Origin of the sequence: Micromonospora psammae (assembly GCF_036902725.1) — a bacterium.
Lineage (GTDB): Bacteria > Actinomycetota > Actinomycetes > Mycobacteriales > Micromonosporaceae > Micromonospora.
Genome location: NZ_JBAKHM010000001.1, coordinates 595424 through 610859, shown reverse-complemented (window position 1 = coordinate 610859; position 15436 = coordinate 595424). Strand labels below are relative to the sequence as shown.

Here is a 15436-nt window from a genome sequence, read left to right as displayed (position 1 = left end):
CGGGGGTCGCGGCCCGCGGCGGGTCGCCGGATCAGGTGGCGGAGAACGCCAGGGTGTACGCGCCGGACCCGCTCAGCGCGGTGACCCGGTAGCGGTAGGCGCCGGCGGGGCCGTCGACGGCGAGCCGCGCGACCCCCTCCCGCGTGCCGGCCCGCGCCACCGTCTGGAAGCCGGCGCCGGACCAGCGCTGGAGCTCCAGCACCAGCTGGGCGCCGTCGGGGGCGTCCAGGCAGGCGCTCTGGGCACCGGCCTGGGCCAGGTACCAGCGGCCGTCCGGCTGGGCCTGGGAGCGGCCGGCGGCGATCTCGCCGGTACGGCTGACCTCACCGGCGCACACCGACGCCTCCCCGCCGGCGGGGGGCGGGGCGGTCGGGGCGGCGGTGGCCGGCGGCGCGGTGACGTCCCCACCGGCCGGCGGCTCGGCCGGAGCGGACTGGCCGTCCGCGGTGACCAGGGTCAGGTTGTTGCGCTGGAGGATCTCGGTGACCGGCTGGAAGAAGGTCACCCCGCCCCGGGTGCAGTCGCCGGAGCCGCCGGAGGTGACGCCCTGCGCCTGGTCGCCGGAGAGCCACGCCCCGCCGGAGTCGCCCGGCTCCGCGCAGACGTTCGTCCGGGTCAGCCCGGTGACCGTCCCCTCCGGATAGTTCACCGTGGCGTTCTTGGCCTGGATCACCCCGCACCGGGTGCCGGTGGTGGAGCCCGAGCGACAGATGGACGCGCCGACCGGCGCCTCGGCGGAGCCGTTCACCGGCACCACGCCGCCGTTGAAGTCGTTCACCACGCCGGTCGGCGTCCATTCGGCGTTCACCTCAACGAAGGCCCAGTCGTCGCCGGGGAACGACGAGGCCCGGAAGGTGCCCTGCGCGACGCGGTTCGCGCCGGTGGTGCGGTCCCCCACCCGGCCGCAGTGCCCGGCGGTGACGAAGCCGCCCACCACCGAGAAGCCGACCGAGCAGCGGCCCGCGTTGTTGATCAGGTACGCGTCACCGCCGCGCACGTCGAAGAGGGGGCGCGGGGCCTCGGTGGACTCCTTGACCCGGACCGATCCCGCGGGCACGCCGCTGGCGGCGGCGAAGCGGCGGGCGGCTTCCTGTGCGCCGGGGCGGGCGAGCAGCACCACCGTGTTGGCGGCGACGTCGACGTACCAGCCGGCGATGTCGGGGGTGGCCTGCCGGCCGGCGGAGTCGAGCCGGCCCTTCACCGCGTCCAGCTCCCCGACGCCTCGGTCGACCTGCTTCGGCACCGCGCCGGCCGCCTTCACCCGGGCGGCCCGGGCCGGGTCGGCGACCGCCACCGTCAGGGTGGCCCCGTCCGCGCTCAACCAGCTGCCGCCGTAGGCGGCGCCCAGCTCGGCGCGGAGCCGGTCGACCGTGCCGACGGCCCGCCGCTCGGCCGCCAACCGCCGCACCGCCTGCTCGCGGCTGAGCGAGAGGTCGCGGCTCATCGCCGCCACCACCTCACCGGCGGCGCCGCCGGTCGCCGTCGCGCCGGCCGGTCCACCGGCGCGTGGGCTGGCGTTCTCACCGGCGAACGACGGCAGGGTCACCGCCGCCGTCACGCCCGCCACCGCCACCACCACGCCGATGGCTGTCATCCGTCTGCGGTCCATCCGCCACGCTCCTCCCGGCCGGCGCGGGGTACGCCTGCCGGGACGGAATACGGAGACGACCGCCGATCGGTTGAAGGAACCGCCGACGATCGACGCAGCGTGGTCGGCCGGTCACCGGCTCGGGGCGTACCCGGAAACGACGACGCCGGCCCACCGCGGACGGTGGACCGGCGTGCGGTGCCGCTCGGGTCAGACCTCGACGACCGTCGGAACGATCATCGGACGGCGGCGGTACGCGTCGTTGACCCAGCGCCCCACGGTGCGCCGGACGATCTGCTGGAGCTGGTGCGGGTCGGTGATGCCGTCCGCGGCGGCCCGGTTGAGCGCCTCGGTGACCAGCGGGATGACCGGGTTGAACGCCTCCGGGTCCTCGGAGAAGCCCTTCGCCGACAGGGTCGGGCCGGCGACCACCTTGCCGGTGACCGAGTCGACCACCACGGTGGTGGCGATGAAACCGCCGTCGCCGAGGATCCGCCGCTCGGTGAGCAACGACTCGCTGACGTCGCCGACGGCGAGCCCGTCCACGTAGACGTACCGGCTCTTCACGTGCCCGACCAGGCTGGCCCGGCCCTCGACCAGGTCGACCACGTCGCCGTCCTCGCAGAGCACCACCCGGTCGGGGGCGACCCCGGACTCGATGCCGAGCCGGGCGTGCGCGCGCAGGTGCCGCCACTCGCCGTGCACCGGCATCAGGTTGCTGGGGCGGACCACGTTGAGCAGGTAGAGCAGCTCACCGGCGGGGGCGTGACCGGAGACGTGCACCTTGGCGACGTCCTTGTGCACGACCACCGCGCCGGCCCGGGCCAGCCGGTTGATCACCCGGTAGACCGAGGTCTCGTTGCCGGGGACCAGCGAGCTGGCCAGCACCACCGTGTCGCCGGGGGCGATGGTGATGTGCCGGTGGTCGCCGCTGGCCATCCGGCCCAGCGCGCTCATCGGCTCACCCTGCGAACCGGTGGACATCAGCACGATCTGGTCGGGCGGCAGCGTGGTCGCCTCCTCGATGCCGACCACCAGACCCGCCGGGATGTTGAGCAGGCCCAGGTCGCGGGCGATGCCCATGTTGCGGACCATCGACCGGCCGATCAGGGCGACCTTGCGGCCGTGCTCGGCGGCGGAGTCGAAGACCTGCTGCACCCGGTGCACGTGGGAGGCGAACGAGGCGACGATGATCCGCCCCCGGGCCTTCGCGAAGGTCGCGTCGAGCACCGGCCCGATCTCCCGCTCCGGCGTGACGAAGCCGGGGATCTCCGCGTTGGTGGAGTCCGACAGCAGCAGGTCCACGCCCTCGGCGCCGAGCCGGGCGAAGCCGGCCAGGTCGGTGATCCGGCCGTCCAGCGGGACCTGGTCCATCTTGAAGTCGCCGGTGTGCAGCACCAGGCCGGCCGGGGTGCGGATGGCCACCGCGAGCGCGTCCGGGATCGAGTGGTTGACCGCGAAGAACTCACACTCGAACGGGCCGAGCCGCTCCCGGCCCCCCTCCCGCACGGTCAGCGTGTACGGCTGGATCCGCCGCTCGGCCAGCTTCGCCTCGACCAGCGCCAGGGTGAACTGGGAACCGACGAGCGGGATGTCCGGTTTGTGAGCCAACAGGTACGGCACCGCGCCGATGTGGTCCTCGTGGCCGTGGGTGAGCACGATCGCCTGGACGTCGGCGAGCCGGTCCAGGATCGGCCCGAAGTCGGGGAGGATGAGGTCCACGCCCGGCTGCTCGACGTCGGGGAAGAGCACCCCGCAGTCGACGATCAGCAACTTCCCGTCGAACTCGAAGACGGTCATGTTCCGACCGATGGCGCCGAGCCCGCCGAGCGGGATGATCCGCAGGCCACCCTCCGGCAGCGGCGGGGGCGGTGCACCCTCGATGTGCGCCTCGGTCACGCGTCCACCTCATTCTGCGACGCCGTAACCCGGCGTCCGTCGTGTCGTTCGATCATTCGGGCAGCTCCAGGCCCGCCGCCGCGCAGTCCGCGCGCAGCTGGGCGATCTCGTCGGGGGTCGCGTCCACCAGGGGCGGGCGCACCGGACCGGCCGGCAGCCCCTTCGCCGCCAGGCCCGCCTTCACCAGGATCACGCCCTGGCTGCGGAAGATCCCGGTGAACAGCGGCAGCAGCCGCCGGTGCAGGGTCAGCGCGGTCGTGGTGTCGCCCCGGTCGTACGCCTCGATCATCTGCTTGGTCAGCGCGCCGGTGAAGTGGGTCGAGGTGCCCACCAGGCCCACCCCGCCGACGGCCAGCGTGGGCAGGGTGAGCGAGTCGTCGCCGCTGTAGAAGGCCAGGTCGCTGCGGCTGGTCACCCAGCTGGTGGCGGTGAGGTCGCCCTTGGCGTCCTTGACCGCGACGATCCGGCCGTGCTCGGCGAGGCGCACCAGCGTGTCGGTGGCGATCTCCACCCCCGCCCGGTGCGGGATGTCGTAGAGCATGACCGGCAGGCCGGTGGCGTCGGCGACCACGGTGAAGTGTCGCAGCAGGCCGCTCTGCGGCGGCTTGCTGTAGTACGGGGTCACCACCAGCAGGCCGTGCGCGCCGGCCTTCTCCGCCGAGGCGGCCAGCTCGATGGTGTGCCGGGTGTCGTTGGTGCCCACCCCGGCGACGATCCGGGCCCGGTCGCCGACCGCCTCGACCACCGCGCGGATCAGCCGTTCCTTCTCCGCGTCGGTGGTGGTGGGCGACTCGCCGGTGGTGCCGTTGAGCACGAGCGCGTCGTTGCCCTGCTCGTCAACGAGGTGGCCCGCGAGCCGTACGGCGCCGTCGAGATCGAGGGAGCCGTCCGCGGTGAACGGGGTCACCATGGCCGTGAGCAGTCGCCCGAACGGGCGGGATACGCCCCGGTCAGGGGCGGCAGGGTGGTCGTGCGTCATGCTCACAACCTAGCGGACGACCACCGGACGACCGGCGGGGAAGGGCTCAGGACAGCTGGGCGTGGGGGCTGGTCGCCACCTCGGTGCCGTCCGGCAGCGCGGTGATGACGAAGTCGGCGAAGACGTTCGGCGCGACCCGCTGGAGCTGCCGCAGGCACTCCACCGCCAGCTCGCGGATCTCCACGTCGGCGTGCTCGGTGGCCCGCATCCCGATGAAGTGCCGCCAGGCCCGGTAGTTGCCGGTGACCACGATCCGGGTCTCGGTGGCGTTGGGCAGCACCGCGCGGGCCGCCTGCCGGGCCTGCTTGCGGCGCAGCGTCGGGTTGGGCTCGTCGGCGAAGCGCTGCTCCAGCCCCTCCAGCAGCTCCGTGTACGCCCGGACGCTGGCCTCGGCCGCCTCGACGAACTTCTTGTGCAGCTCCGGGTCCTCGGCGATCACCGCCGGCTCGACCATGGCGGCGTCCCGCTCCGGGACGTAGCGCTGGGAGAGCTGGGAGTACGAGAAGTGCCGGTGGCGGATCAGCTCGTGGGTGAACGAGCGGGAGACCCCGGTGAAGTAGAAGCTCACCGAGCCGTGCTCCAGCACGCTCAGGTGGCCCACCTCGAGGATGTGCGCCAGGTAGCCGGCGTTGGTGGCGGTGGCCGGGTTGGGCTTCTTCCAGCTCTGGTAGCAGGCCCGGCCCGCGAACTCGGCGAGGGCCTGCCCGCCGTCCGCGTCGGTCGACCACGGCACGTCGTCCGGGGCCTGGAACTGGGTCCACGCGATCAGCTTGACCTGGGGCTGCACCATCTCCGGCATTCCTGGCACTGTAGTGGCCCGGCACCGCTGCGCGAAACTCGACCTTCCGTCCCCGACACGGCCTTGAGCTGCGAATCTTGGACAGTTTCCGTTCCGGCTGAACGGCACGTGTCCAATATCTCGCCGGCACGTCGCGGTGCGCAGCCTGCGGGGGTCAGACGTAGAGGGCGGTGAACGGGGCCCAGGGCAGGTTGCGGACGACCGAGAAGGCCAGCCAGGCGCCGAGGAAGCCGATGATCATCGGCGAGCTGATCCGCAGCTCCGGCAGGCGCCAGCCGAACGCCTGCTTCCCCGCCCAGGCGACGAAGAGGTACGCCAGGAAGGGCAGCGCGAAGACGAAGAGGAAGTGGTGCCGGGCGGCGGCGGGCAGGTCGGCGTGGAGCACGTACCAGAGCGCGCGGGTGCCGCCGCAGCCCGGGCAGTCCAGCCCGGTGGTGAGCTTGAGCAGGCAACTCGGGGCGGCGTCCGGTGCGCTGGTGGTGGGGTCGTTGACCAGGGCGTACGCCATGCCGAGGCCGACGCAGCCGAGCGCGGCCAGCGGCACCGCCCAGCGCGGTGAGCGCTCGTGGACCCGGAGCACGAACCGGGTCAGCCGGTCCGGCTCGACCGGCTGGTAGGCCATCGCCGCCCCGGCCGGCCAGCCGCCCGGTGCGGGGTGCGCCGGATCCGCCGTGGGAACGACGTGCGCCGTCGCGGAGCCGGGGCTCGGGGCAACCGGCGCGGCCCCGGCGGGCCCGACCGGTGCCGCCTCGCCGTCGGCGCCCTGCTGACCCGGCCGGGCGGTGGACCCGTCAACGCTCGTCACGCGCTCACGGTACACCGGCCACGCCCCTCAGGGCGGCGGCCAGCGGACCGGCGAGATCCCCGGCGGCGGGTGGGGCCACCGCGTCCAGGCCGAGCCAGCCGGCCAGCCGGTGCAGCTCCGCGGCGAGCGCCACGGCGGTCTCCCCCGGGTCGACGCCGGGCTCCACCCAGGCCGCCGGCACCAGCAGCACGCCCGCCTTCCGGTCGGCCTTGAGGTCGACCCGGGCGGTGAAGCGCTCGCCCTGCAGGAACGGCAGCACGTAGTACCCGTGCACCCGTTGCGGCGCCGGCACGTAGATCTCGATCCGGTAGCTGAAGTCGAAGAGCCGCTCGGTGCGGGCCCGCTCCCAGACCAGCGGGTCGAAGGGGCTGACCAGGGTGTTGCCCCGGACCCAGCGGGGCAACCGGGCGGCGTGGTGCAGCCAGGCCGGCTGCCGCCAGCCCTGCACCGCCACCGGGAGCAGCTCGCCGGCCTCGGCCAGCTCGGCGATCGCCTGTCGGGCCCCGGCCAGCGGCAGTCGGAAGTAGTCGCGCAGCTCCGGCTCGGCGGCCACCCCCAGCGACCGGGCGGCCACCGCGACCAGGGTGCGGTACGCCTCGGCGTCGGTCGGCGTGGGGGCGTCCAGCACGGCCGCCGGCAGCACCCGCTCCGGCAGGTCGTAGCGGCGGGCGAAGGACGTGGTCCGTTCGGCGGCGGTGACCTCACCGGCCCAGAAGAGGAACTCCAGCGCCTGCTTCACCGCCGACCAGTTCCACCCCCAGTTGCCGGTCTCCCGGGGGGCGTCGTGCTCGATCTCGGCGGCGGTCAGCGGACCCCGGGTGGCCACCTCGTCACGGACCCAGGCCACCAGCTCGGGCTGCTCCCGCACGATGCGGCGCATGCCGCCCCAGGCGTGCTCCCGGGCCCGGGCCATCCGCCAGCGCAGCGCCGCGTGCAGCCCCACCGGCACCAGCGACGCCTCGTGGCCCCAGTATTCGAAGAGTTCCCGGGGCCGGCGGTAGGCGGCGGCGTCCAGCAGGGTCGTCGGGTAGGGCCCGAGCCGGCTGTAGAGCGGCAGGTAGTGCGCCCGTCGCAGCACGTTGACCGAGTCCATCTGGATCAACCCGACCCGGTCCAGCACCCGGCGCAGGTGCCGCCGGGTGGGCACGCTGGTGGGCGCGGGATCGGCGAAGCCCTGGGCGGCGAGCGCCACCCGCCGGGCCTGGGCGAGCGAGAGCGAGTCCGGTGCGGCCATCGTCGGGCACCCTAGCCCAGCGGTACGACACCGGGCCCGCCCGCCGACCCGGCGCATGATCCATCGGTACCTTCCCGGAGCGGCCGCTGGACCGGCCGCCGGTCGGGGCATAGAACGGACACATGCTCACCATCCGCCGCGAAGAGCCCGAGGACGCCGAGGCGATCGCCCGGGTGCACATCCACGGCTGGCAGGCCGGCTACGCCGGGATCATGCCGGACGAGGTGCTGCGCCGACTCAACCCGGCGGCCTGGGCGCAGCGCCGGCGCGAGGTCGGCACGGCCGACCCGGAGCACCCGTTCACCACCCTGCTCGCCGAGGTCGACGGGGCGACGGTCGGCTTCACCACCTTCGGGCCGTACCGGAACAACCAGGACCGGGACGACCTGGACCCGACGCACGGCGAGGTGGTGGCGATGTACGTCGAGCCGGCGCACTGGGGCGACGGCACCGCGCCGGCGCTGCTCGCCGCCGCCCGCGCGGGCCTGGCCGAGCGGGGCTGGCGGGAGTACCGGCTCTGGGTGCTGGCGGAGAACGCGCGGGCCCGCCGCTTCTACGAGCGGGCCGGGCTGTCAACCGACGGTGAGCGGTGCACCTACCCGGTGCCGCTCTCCGGCGGGCGTCCCCCGGTCCGGCTCGACGAGCTGCGGTACGCCGGCCGGCTCGACCGCTGACCCGGCGGGCTCCACCGGCCCGGACGGCCCGGCCGGCGCGGCGCGGGCCCACGGGCGGATCGGCAGCAGCACCAGCAGCGCCAGGCTGATCCAGACGTAGGTGTTGCTGCCGAGGAAGCCGTCCACCCCGGTGAAGTCCTTCTCCCACGCCCAGACGATCCGGCTGATCAGCAGGGCGTACGCCAGCGCGGCGAAGGCCGCCAGGGCGCGGCGCCGCCGGCTCCCGGGGGGCGCGGCGACGGCGTTGTCGACCAGCAGGATCAGCGCGGGGATCAGCCACACCAGGTGGTGCACCCAGGTCACCGGGCTGACCAGGCACATCACCGCGCCGGTCAGCGCCAGCCCGGTCGCCTCGTCGCCCACGGCCACCGCCGCCCGGGACCGCCGGACCCAGAGCGCCACGGTGGCCAGGACCAGCACCAGCCAGGCCAGCGTGCTCGGGTCCTCCGGGTCGAGCCGGGCCACCACGCCGCGCAGCGACTGGTTGGAGACGAACGCCAGCTCGCCGACCCGGCCGGTGTTCCACAGCGCGGTGGTCCAGAACTCCCGGGAGGCGTCGGGGAAGAGCGCGGCGGCGAGCAGCGTCGCGCCGACCGCGGCGGCCATCGAGGTGAACGCGGCCCGCCAGCGCCGGGTCACCAGCAGGTAGACGACGAAGATGGCCGGGGTCAGTTTGATCGCGGCGGCCAGCCCGATGCCGACCCCGGCCCACCGGCTGCCGGCCGGCAGCAGCCGGAGCAGGTCCACCGCGACCAGGAAGAGCAGCAGCATGTTGACCTGGCCGAAGTTGACCGTCTCGCGCATCGGCTCGAAGGCGGCGGCCAGGCAGAGCGCCACCGCCAGGGTGAACCAGCGGGTCCAGCCGGCCCGGCGGGCCACCGGGTCGAGCAGCCAGCGGATCAGCACGGCGCTGACCACCACGCTGGCGGCCACGCTGACGGTGATCGCCGCCGGCCACGGCAGGTAGGCCATGGGGAGCATGACCAGGGCGGCGAAGGGCGGGTAGGTGAAGCCGTACTGGGTGCCGGGCTTGAGGTAGTCGTAGATCTCGCCGTGATCGTGCACCCAGAAGGTCAGCGCGCCGTAGTAGACCTTGAGGTCGAAGAAGCCGTGCCGGACGGCCGCCACGGAGAGGAAGGCCGTCACCGCGACGGCGAGCGCGACCACCCCCACGACCTGCCACGCCGTCCGCCTGGCACCCTGCGCCACCGTCGCCTCCCTCGCTGTGCCCTAGGCTTCCGTCCCATGGCCATGGGGTACGTCCGCCCGGCGCGTCCCGAGGACGCCGGCGAGATCGCACGCATCCAGCTCGCGACCTGGCGGGTCGCCTATCGCCGGATCCTGCCCCGGCACGTGCTCGACAACCTGGACGAGGCGTGGCTCGCCCGGCGGTGGAGCGCGGCGGTGCAGGAGCCGCCCTCCGACGCCCACCGCGTGCTGGTCGCCGTCGAACAGGCCGAGCAATCCTATCTGGTGGGGTTCGCCGCCTCCGGTCCGGCGGACGCCGAGGCGCTCGCTCCGGGCGAGCCGGCCGAGGCCCTCGGCACGGGCGTGGTGGCGGTGACCGACCTGCTGGTGGAGCCGCGGTGGGGCCGGCGCGGGCACGGCAGCCGGCTGCTCGCCGCCGCCGTGGACCTGTGGCGCTCCGACGGCTTCGCCCGGGCGGTGGCCTGGGCCTTCGACGGCGACGAGGCGACCCGGAAGTTCCTCACCAGCACCGGCTGGGAGCCGGACGGCGCGGCCCGGGCCCTGGACGTCGACGACATGCTGGTCCCGCAGGTACGCCTGCACGTCGCGGTGCCCACCGAGCCGGTCGCCGCGGACTGAGCTTCCCGGCCGGCCCCCGACCCGGCCGACGAGGCGTAGGTCAGCGCGACATCCGCCCGACTGTCCCAGGGTCGGCCTAGGGTGACCCCCATGACGGCAGCGACGGCGCGCGAGGAGGGCTCGCAGGCAGCCCCGCCGGACCCGGGAGCAGCGGCGGAGCTGGACGGGTTCCGGGTCGAGCTGACCGGCTACGCCTACCGCATGCTCGGCTCGGTGCACGACGCCGAGGACGCCGTCCAGGAGACCCTGCTGCGGGCCTGGCGCGGCCTCGACCGCTTCGACGGCCGGTCCAGCCTGCGCACCTGGCTCTACCGGATCGCCAGCAACGTCTGCCTCGACCAGCTCCGGGCGCGGGGTCGCCGGGCGCTACCGGCGGACCTGGGGCTCCCGTTCCCACCGGTCGCCGCCGCGCTCGGCGCACCGGAGCCGGCCGGGCGGTGGGTGGAGCCCGCCCCGGACGCGGCGGTGCTGGCCACCGTCGGCGACCCGGCGGAGCTGGCGGTGGCCCGCGAGTCGGTCCGGCTGGCGTTCGTCGCCGCGCTCCAGCACCTGCCGCCCCGGCAGCGCGCGGTGCTGATCCTGCGGGACGTGCTGCGCTGGCGGGCCGACGAGGTCGCCGGCCTGCTCGACGCGAGCGTGCCGGCGGTCAACAGCGCGCTGCAACGGGCCCGGGCCACGATGGCCGCCGGGGCCGCCGCCGCGCCGGGGCCGCCCCTGGACCGGGAGCACCGGGACCTGCTCGACCGCTACGTCGAGGTCTTCGAGCGGTACGACATCGACGCCCTGGTGGGCCTGCTGCGCGACGACGCGGTGCACAGCATGCCGCCGTACCGGATGTGGCTGTGCGGGGCGGGCGACATCGGCCGGTGGCTGGTCGGGCCGGGCGCCGGCTGCCGGGGTTCCCGGCTGGTCCGGGTGGCGGCCAACGGCGGCCCCGCCCTGGCGCAGTACCGGCCCGACCCGGCCGGCGGGCACCGGCCCTTCTCGATCCAGCTGCTGGAGTTCTCCGGCGGGCGGATCAGCGGGCTCACCCACTTCCTCGACCCGCGGCTCTTCCCCCGCTTCGGCCTGCCCACCCGCCTAGACCCCTGACCGGGTCACGGCGGGCCGGCGGGGCCGGTGACGGTTCCCGGTCGGCCGGGAACCGCCACCGGTCGGGTCAGCCCTTGTCGGCGCCCTCGTTGGCGCCCCGGACGAAGTAGCGCTGGAAGACCACGAACAGCACGGCGACCGGGATGGTGGCCAGCAGCGCCGCCCCGAGCTTCAGCGGATACTGCGTGCCCTTGCCGAGCGAGCCGCTGACCAGGTCGGCCAGGCCGCGCGGCAGGGTGAACAGGTCGGGGTCCTGCACCGCGACCAGGCTGTGCGGGAACTCGTTCCAGGAGCCCTGGAACGACAGGATGGTCAGGGTGATCAGCGCCGGCCGGGCCATCGGCAGCACCACCGACCAGTAGGTGCGGAAGATGCCGGCGCCGTCGATGCGGGCCGCCTCCTCCACGCTGACCGGGATCGACTCGAAGAACTGTTTCATGATGAAGACGCCGGCCGCGTCGGCGAGCAGCGGCACGACCAGCCCGGCGTAGCTGTTGTAGATGCCGAGCTGGTTGAGCACCAGGAACTTCGGGATCAGCAGCACCACGCCGGGCACCGCCATCACCGCGATGACCGCGGCGAAGAGTCCCGAGCGTCCCTTGAACCGCAGCCGGGCCAGCGCGTAGCCGGCGAGCGAGTCGAAGAAGACCCGGCCGAGGGTGACCAGCACGGTCACCAGCAGCGAGTTGCCCAGCCAGAGCGGGAAGTTGGTTCCGGCGAAGATCCGCTCGAAGCCGGCGAGGGTCACCGGGTCCGGGAACGGCGAGAGCGGGTTGGCCGCCGCGTCCGGCTCGGTCTTCAACGAGTTGCCGAGCTGGATGACGAACGGGTAGAGGAAGATCAGCCCGAAGAGGATCAGGGTGGCGTACCCGAGGATCCGGGTGGTCAGCGTGCGGGGGCCGCGGCCACCGCGCCGGGCGCGCGCCGCCGCCACCGGCGGGCGGTCGGTGAGTGCGGTCATGACGACGACCCTCCCGGTACGCGCCGACGCCACCGGCCGCGCCGCGGCACGTCGGTGTCCCGCTCGGCGAGCATCCGGCGCTGGAGCACGGTGAAGACGATGATGATCAGGAACAGCACGAACGAGATCGCCGCGCCGGAGCCGTAGTCGAAGTCCCGGAACGCGGTCCGGTACGACAGGTAGGCCGGGGTGAGGGTGGTCTTGGCGGGTTCACCCTGGCTCATCACGTACACCTGGTCGAAGACCTGCCAGGAGCCGATCAGGCCGAGGGTGAGCACCAGGAACATGGTCGGCTTGATCATCGGCAGGGTGACGTACCGGAACCGCTGCCAACGGCTCGCGCCGTCCAGCATGCCCGCCTCGTCCAGGGCCACCGGGACGTTCTGCAGGGCGGCCAGGAACATCAGCATGAAGGTGCCGGAGGTGGTCCAGACCACCAGCGTGATGATCGAGATCATCGCGACGCTCGGCCCGGAGATCCACTCCCACCAGCTCAGCCCGAACGGCCCGCCGTCGGCGAGGGCGGCCGGCGCGGTGTCCAACCCGACCGCGCCGAGCAGCAGGTGCAGCACCCCCCGGGAGTCGGCGAACCACTGCGGCCCGGAGATGCCGAAGACGCCGAGCAGCGCGTTGACCGCGCCGGAGTTGGCGAACAGGAACAGGAAGACGACGCTGATCGCCACCGAGCTGGTCACCGACGGGAAGTAGAAGGCGCTGCGGAAGAAGCCCTTCCCCCTGAGCATCCGGTTGTTGACCACCAGCGCGAGGCCGAGGGCGAGCGCGGTCTGCACCGGTACGACGATCGCCACGTAGTAGAGGTTGTTGCGGATGCTGGTCATGAAGTCGCGGCGGGCCAGCCCGTCCTCGGTGAAGAGCCGGGTGTAGTTGTCCGCGCCGACGAACGGCACCCGGCCGGTGAACGGGCTGCCCTGGCCGTTCCAGTCGGTGAGGCTCACCCAGAGCGCCATCAGGATCGGCAGCAGCAGGAAGAGCCCGAGGATCACGAGCACCGGCGCGACGAAGAGCCAGCCGGCGACGTTCTCGTTGCTTCGGACGCCCCGTCCGGGGCGGCGCGGCGGTCCACCGGCAGCGGTGGCCGGCGCCGCGAGCGCGTCGGTTGCCATGTCCACTCCTCCCTTCGGTCGGAGGTGGAGACAGGGGCCCCTGGTCGACGCCGGAGCGCGGAAGGGGCCCCTGCCGTCACCTCAGCCGCCGAGCGCCGCCTTGGCGTTCTTGTCGAAGTTCTCCAGGACGGTCTTCGGGTTGCCGTTGGCCAGCCCCTGCAGGCCGGTGTCCAGGTCACCGACGACGCTGTCCATCTTGGGGGCGTTCACCGGGCCCTGGGCGTACTCGGCGCCGTCGATGAACGGCTTGTCCGCCGGGAACGCGGCGACGTACTGCTCGCGGACGGACTGGCGGGACGGCATGACGCCGAACGCCTTGGCGAAGGTGAGCTGCTGCTCGCCGGCGGTCATCGCCTCGACGAACTTGATCGCCTGCTCCTTGTACCTGCTCTTCGCGGCGATGCCCCAGCACTGGGTGAAGGAGAGGGTGCCCTGGCCCTTCGGCCCGGCGGGCAGCGGGACGACCTTGTACTTCACGTTCGGGAAGTCGTTCTGCAGGGCGCCCTTGATCCAGTTGCCCTCGATCGTCATCACCGCCTTGCCCTTGCCGAACGCCTCACCGGACCAGCCGGCGTCGAGCTGCTTCGGGTAGCGGGCCAGCCCCTCGGTGAGCAGCGACTTCACGTACGTGAGCGCGGCGAGGTTCTCCGGGGTGTCCGCGGTCGGCTGCTTGCCGTCCTTGCTCAGCAGCCAGCCACCGTTCTGCACCATGAACGCGCCGATCCGGTCCCGGGTGTCGCCCAGGGCCAGCGGCACCTGCCCGCTCGCCTTGATCTTCTTGGCGGCGGCGGTGAGCTGGTCCCAGGTGGTGGGTATGTCCGCGTCGGTCAGGCCGGCCTTCGTCCACAGCTCGGTGTTGATCTGGAGGGCGAGGGTGGAGAAGTCCTTGGGCGCGCAGTAGAGCTTGCCGTCGTAGGTGAAGGTGGTGCGCAGGCTCTCGTAGAAGTCGCCGGAGTTGCTGATCTTGTCGCCGTACGGCTCGAGGGCGCCGACGCTGGCGTAGTCGGCGAACCGGGCGGCGTCGACGTAGAAGACGTCGGGCGGGGTGCCGCCGGCGAGGGACTGCCCGAGCTGCTGGGTGAGGTCCTGGGCCGGGGTGACGGTCGCCTGGTTGCCCGAGCCGGTCGCCCACCTGGCGGCGGCGTCCTGCACGGCCTTCGTCTCGGCGTCGCCGGAGGAGCCGATCAGGATCTGCAGGTTGGCCGGCCCGCTGGACTGCGCGGCGCCGGAGTTCTCGTCGTCGTCGAAACCACTGCCGCAGGCGGCGGTGCCGAGCAGCGCCAGCGCGGCGACGCCGGCCAGCGCGGAACGGCGCAGGGATCGTGTCATCTTTCTCTCCTGGGTGGGGGATGCGGGGGATCAGGCGGTCTGGCGCCGCACCAGTGCGGGCTGGAGCAGCACGGGGGCGGGGGCTCCCCGGGTGCCGTCGAGCACGGCGGTGAGCAGGTCGACGCAGCGCGCGGCGGCCTCGCCGAGGGGTTGGCTGATGCTGGTCAGGCCGACCGCGGCGGCGACCGGGGTGTCGTCGAAGCCGATCACCGGCACGGCCGGCTCGACCTCGCGGACGGCCTGGAGGGCGCCCAGGGCCAGGGAGTCGCTGGCGCAGACCAGGGCGGTCGGGGCCGGGGCGGCGGCGAGCAGGTCGCGGGCGTGCCGTTCGCCCTCGGCGATGCCGTCCGTCGCTTCGCGGTGCAGCCCGGTCGGGTCGACGCCGGCCGCGCGCAGGGTCTCCCGCCAGCCGGAGCACCGGTCGTCGCCGACGCCGGAGCCGGCGGGCCAGCCGATGAAGGCGATCCGGCGGTGACCGGCGGCGAGCAGGTGCCGGGTGGCCTCGGCCGTCCCGGCGGCGCCGTCCACGTCGACCCAGCAGTGCGCGTCGAGGTCGTCCCAGGGCCGGCCGAAGGTCACGAAGGGCACGCCCCGACCGGCGAGCCAGGCGGTACGCGGGTCGCCGTGGTCGGTGCCGGTGAGCACGAAGCCGTCCAGGTCGTAGGAGCCGAGCAGGTCGTCGTAGGTGGCGATCTCCCGGGCGGTGTCGGCGGCGGTGTAGAGCATGGTGCGGTAGCCGGCCGCCTCGGCGGTCTCGGTGAGACCGTGCAGGAAGCGGTCGAGCACCGAGCCGTTGATCCCGTCCCGGGTCGGCTCGATCCGTACGGCGATCAGCTTGGAGCGGCCGGTGCGCATCTGGCGGGCGGCCTGGTTGGCCCGGTAGCCGAGGGCGGCGATGGCTTCCTGGACGCGCCGGCGGGTCTCCTCACGCACGATGTGCGGGGCGTTGAGCACGTTGGACACGGTCTGCCGGCTCACCTGGGCGTGCTGGGCCACCGTCGCGATGGTCACCTTTTCGGGCACTTGATCCCTCTCGCCGTCTTGAACGATCCAATTCCGATGCGGCAGTATTAGATCGTTCAAGTTGCTGGAATGTTTCGCACTTTGCACCGCCCCGGGCGACTT

14 protein-coding genes are annotated in these 15436 nt (G+C 73.5%); 3 read left to right on the top strand and 11 right to left on the bottom strand.

All coding sequences use genetic code 11. The features are described 5' to 3' along the window. Window positions 1-31 precede the first annotated feature (31 nt). From V6U79_RS02845 to V6U79_RS02820, 6 genes are all read right to left on the bottom strand, one after another. Window positions 32-1609: a S1 family peptidase gene (locus V6U79_RS02845; protein WP_334523197.1), complete on the bottom strand. Its 1578-nt coding sequence runs from the start codon at window positions 1607-1609 to the stop codon at window positions 32-34. Window positions 1610-1798: 189 nt separating this feature from the next. Next, the gene (locus V6U79_RS02840) at window positions 1799-3487 is read right to left on the bottom strand and encodes a ribonuclease J (protein ID WP_334523194.1); all 1689 of its coding nucleotides are present in this window, start codon (window positions 3485-3487) and stop codon (window positions 1799-1801) included. A 52-nt stretch (window positions 3488-3539) separates the two neighbouring features. Next, window positions 3540-4466, bottom strand: a complete 927-nt coding sequence (gene dapA / locus V6U79_RS02835; RefSeq protein WP_334613349.1) for a 4-hydroxy-tetrahydrodipicolinate synthase — start codon at window positions 4464-4466, stop codon at window positions 3540-3542. A 46-nt stretch (window positions 4467-4512) separates the two neighbouring features. After that, on the bottom strand, window positions 4513-5256 hold the full coding sequence (gene thyX, locus V6U79_RS02830; RefSeq protein WP_334523256.1) for an FAD-dependent thymidylate synthase: 744 nt from the start codon (window positions 5254-5256) through the stop codon (window positions 4513-4515). A 163-nt stretch (window positions 5257-5419) separates the two neighbouring features. After that, window positions 5420-6070: a DUF2752 domain-containing protein gene (locus V6U79_RS02825; RefSeq protein WP_334613347.1), complete on the bottom strand. Its 651-nt coding sequence runs from the start codon at window positions 6068-6070 to the stop codon at window positions 5420-5422. 4 nt (window positions 6071-6074) lie between these two features. Continuing rightward, window positions 6075-7304: a winged helix-turn-helix domain-containing protein gene (locus V6U79_RS02820; RefSeq protein WP_334613346.1), complete on the bottom strand. Its 1230-nt coding sequence runs from the start codon at window positions 7302-7304 to the stop codon at window positions 6075-6077. 122 nt (window positions 7305-7426) lie between these two features. Here V6U79_RS02820 and V6U79_RS02815 point away from each other — a divergent pair, with 122 nt between their 5' ends. Then, entirely contained in the window at window positions 7427-7978 is a 552-nt protein-coding gene (locus tag V6U79_RS02815) for a GNAT family N-acetyltransferase (RefSeq protein WP_334523183.1), read from the top strand. Here V6U79_RS02815 and V6U79_RS02810 read toward each other — a convergent pair. After that, window positions 7877-9187, bottom strand: coding sequence for a glycosyltransferase 87 family protein (locus V6U79_RS02810; RefSeq protein ID WP_334613344.1), 1311 nt, complete (start codon window positions 9185-9187; stop codon window positions 7877-7879). The genes V6U79_RS02815 and V6U79_RS02810 overlap by 102 nt on opposite strands. A 36-nt stretch (window positions 9188-9223) precedes the next feature. On the opposite strand from V6U79_RS02810, the gene V6U79_RS02805 reads away from it, so the two are divergent. Together V6U79_RS02805 and V6U79_RS02800 are read left to right on the top strand one after the other, a co-directional pair. Further along, window positions 9224-9805 carry a GNAT family N-acetyltransferase gene (locus V6U79_RS02805; RefSeq protein WP_334613342.1) on the top strand — a complete coding sequence of 194 codons (582 nt, stop codon included), beginning with the start codon at window positions 9224-9226 and terminating at the stop codon, window positions 9803-9805. Between the two features lie 90 nt (window positions 9806-9895). Then, window positions 9896-10897, top strand: coding sequence for a sigma-70 family RNA polymerase sigma factor (locus V6U79_RS02800; protein WP_334613341.1), 1002 nt, complete (start codon window positions 9896-9898; stop codon window positions 10895-10897). A 67-nt stretch (window positions 10898-10964) separates the two neighbouring features. Here the strand turns inward: V6U79_RS02800 and V6U79_RS02795 are convergent, their stop codons facing one another. The 4 genes from V6U79_RS02795 to V6U79_RS02780 all read right to left on the bottom strand — a co-directional run bounded on the left by V6U79_RS02795 (window position 10965) and on the right by V6U79_RS02780 (window position 15334). After that, window positions 10965-11858, bottom strand: a complete 894-nt coding sequence (locus tag V6U79_RS02795; RefSeq protein ID WP_334523171.1) for a carbohydrate ABC transporter permease — start codon at window positions 11856-11858, stop codon at window positions 10965-10967. Then, a complete protein-coding gene (locus tag V6U79_RS02790) occupies window positions 11855-12982 on the bottom strand; it encodes a carbohydrate ABC transporter permease (protein WP_334523168.1) in 1128 nt (375 codons plus the stop codon). The genes V6U79_RS02795 and V6U79_RS02790 overlap by 4 nt, the downstream gene beginning before the upstream one ends. Window positions 12983-13063: 81 nt before the next feature. Continuing rightward, window positions 13064-14311, bottom strand: a complete 1248-nt coding sequence (locus V6U79_RS02785; protein ID WP_334523165.1) for a sugar ABC transporter substrate-binding protein — start codon at window positions 14309-14311, stop codon at window positions 13064-13066. Window positions 14312-14341: 30 nt separating this feature from the next. Continuing rightward, window positions 14342-15334, bottom strand: coding sequence for a LacI family DNA-binding transcriptional regulator (locus V6U79_RS02780; protein ID WP_334613340.1), 993 nt, complete (start codon window positions 15332-15334; stop codon window positions 14342-14344). Window positions 15335-15436: the final 102 nt, after the last annotated feature.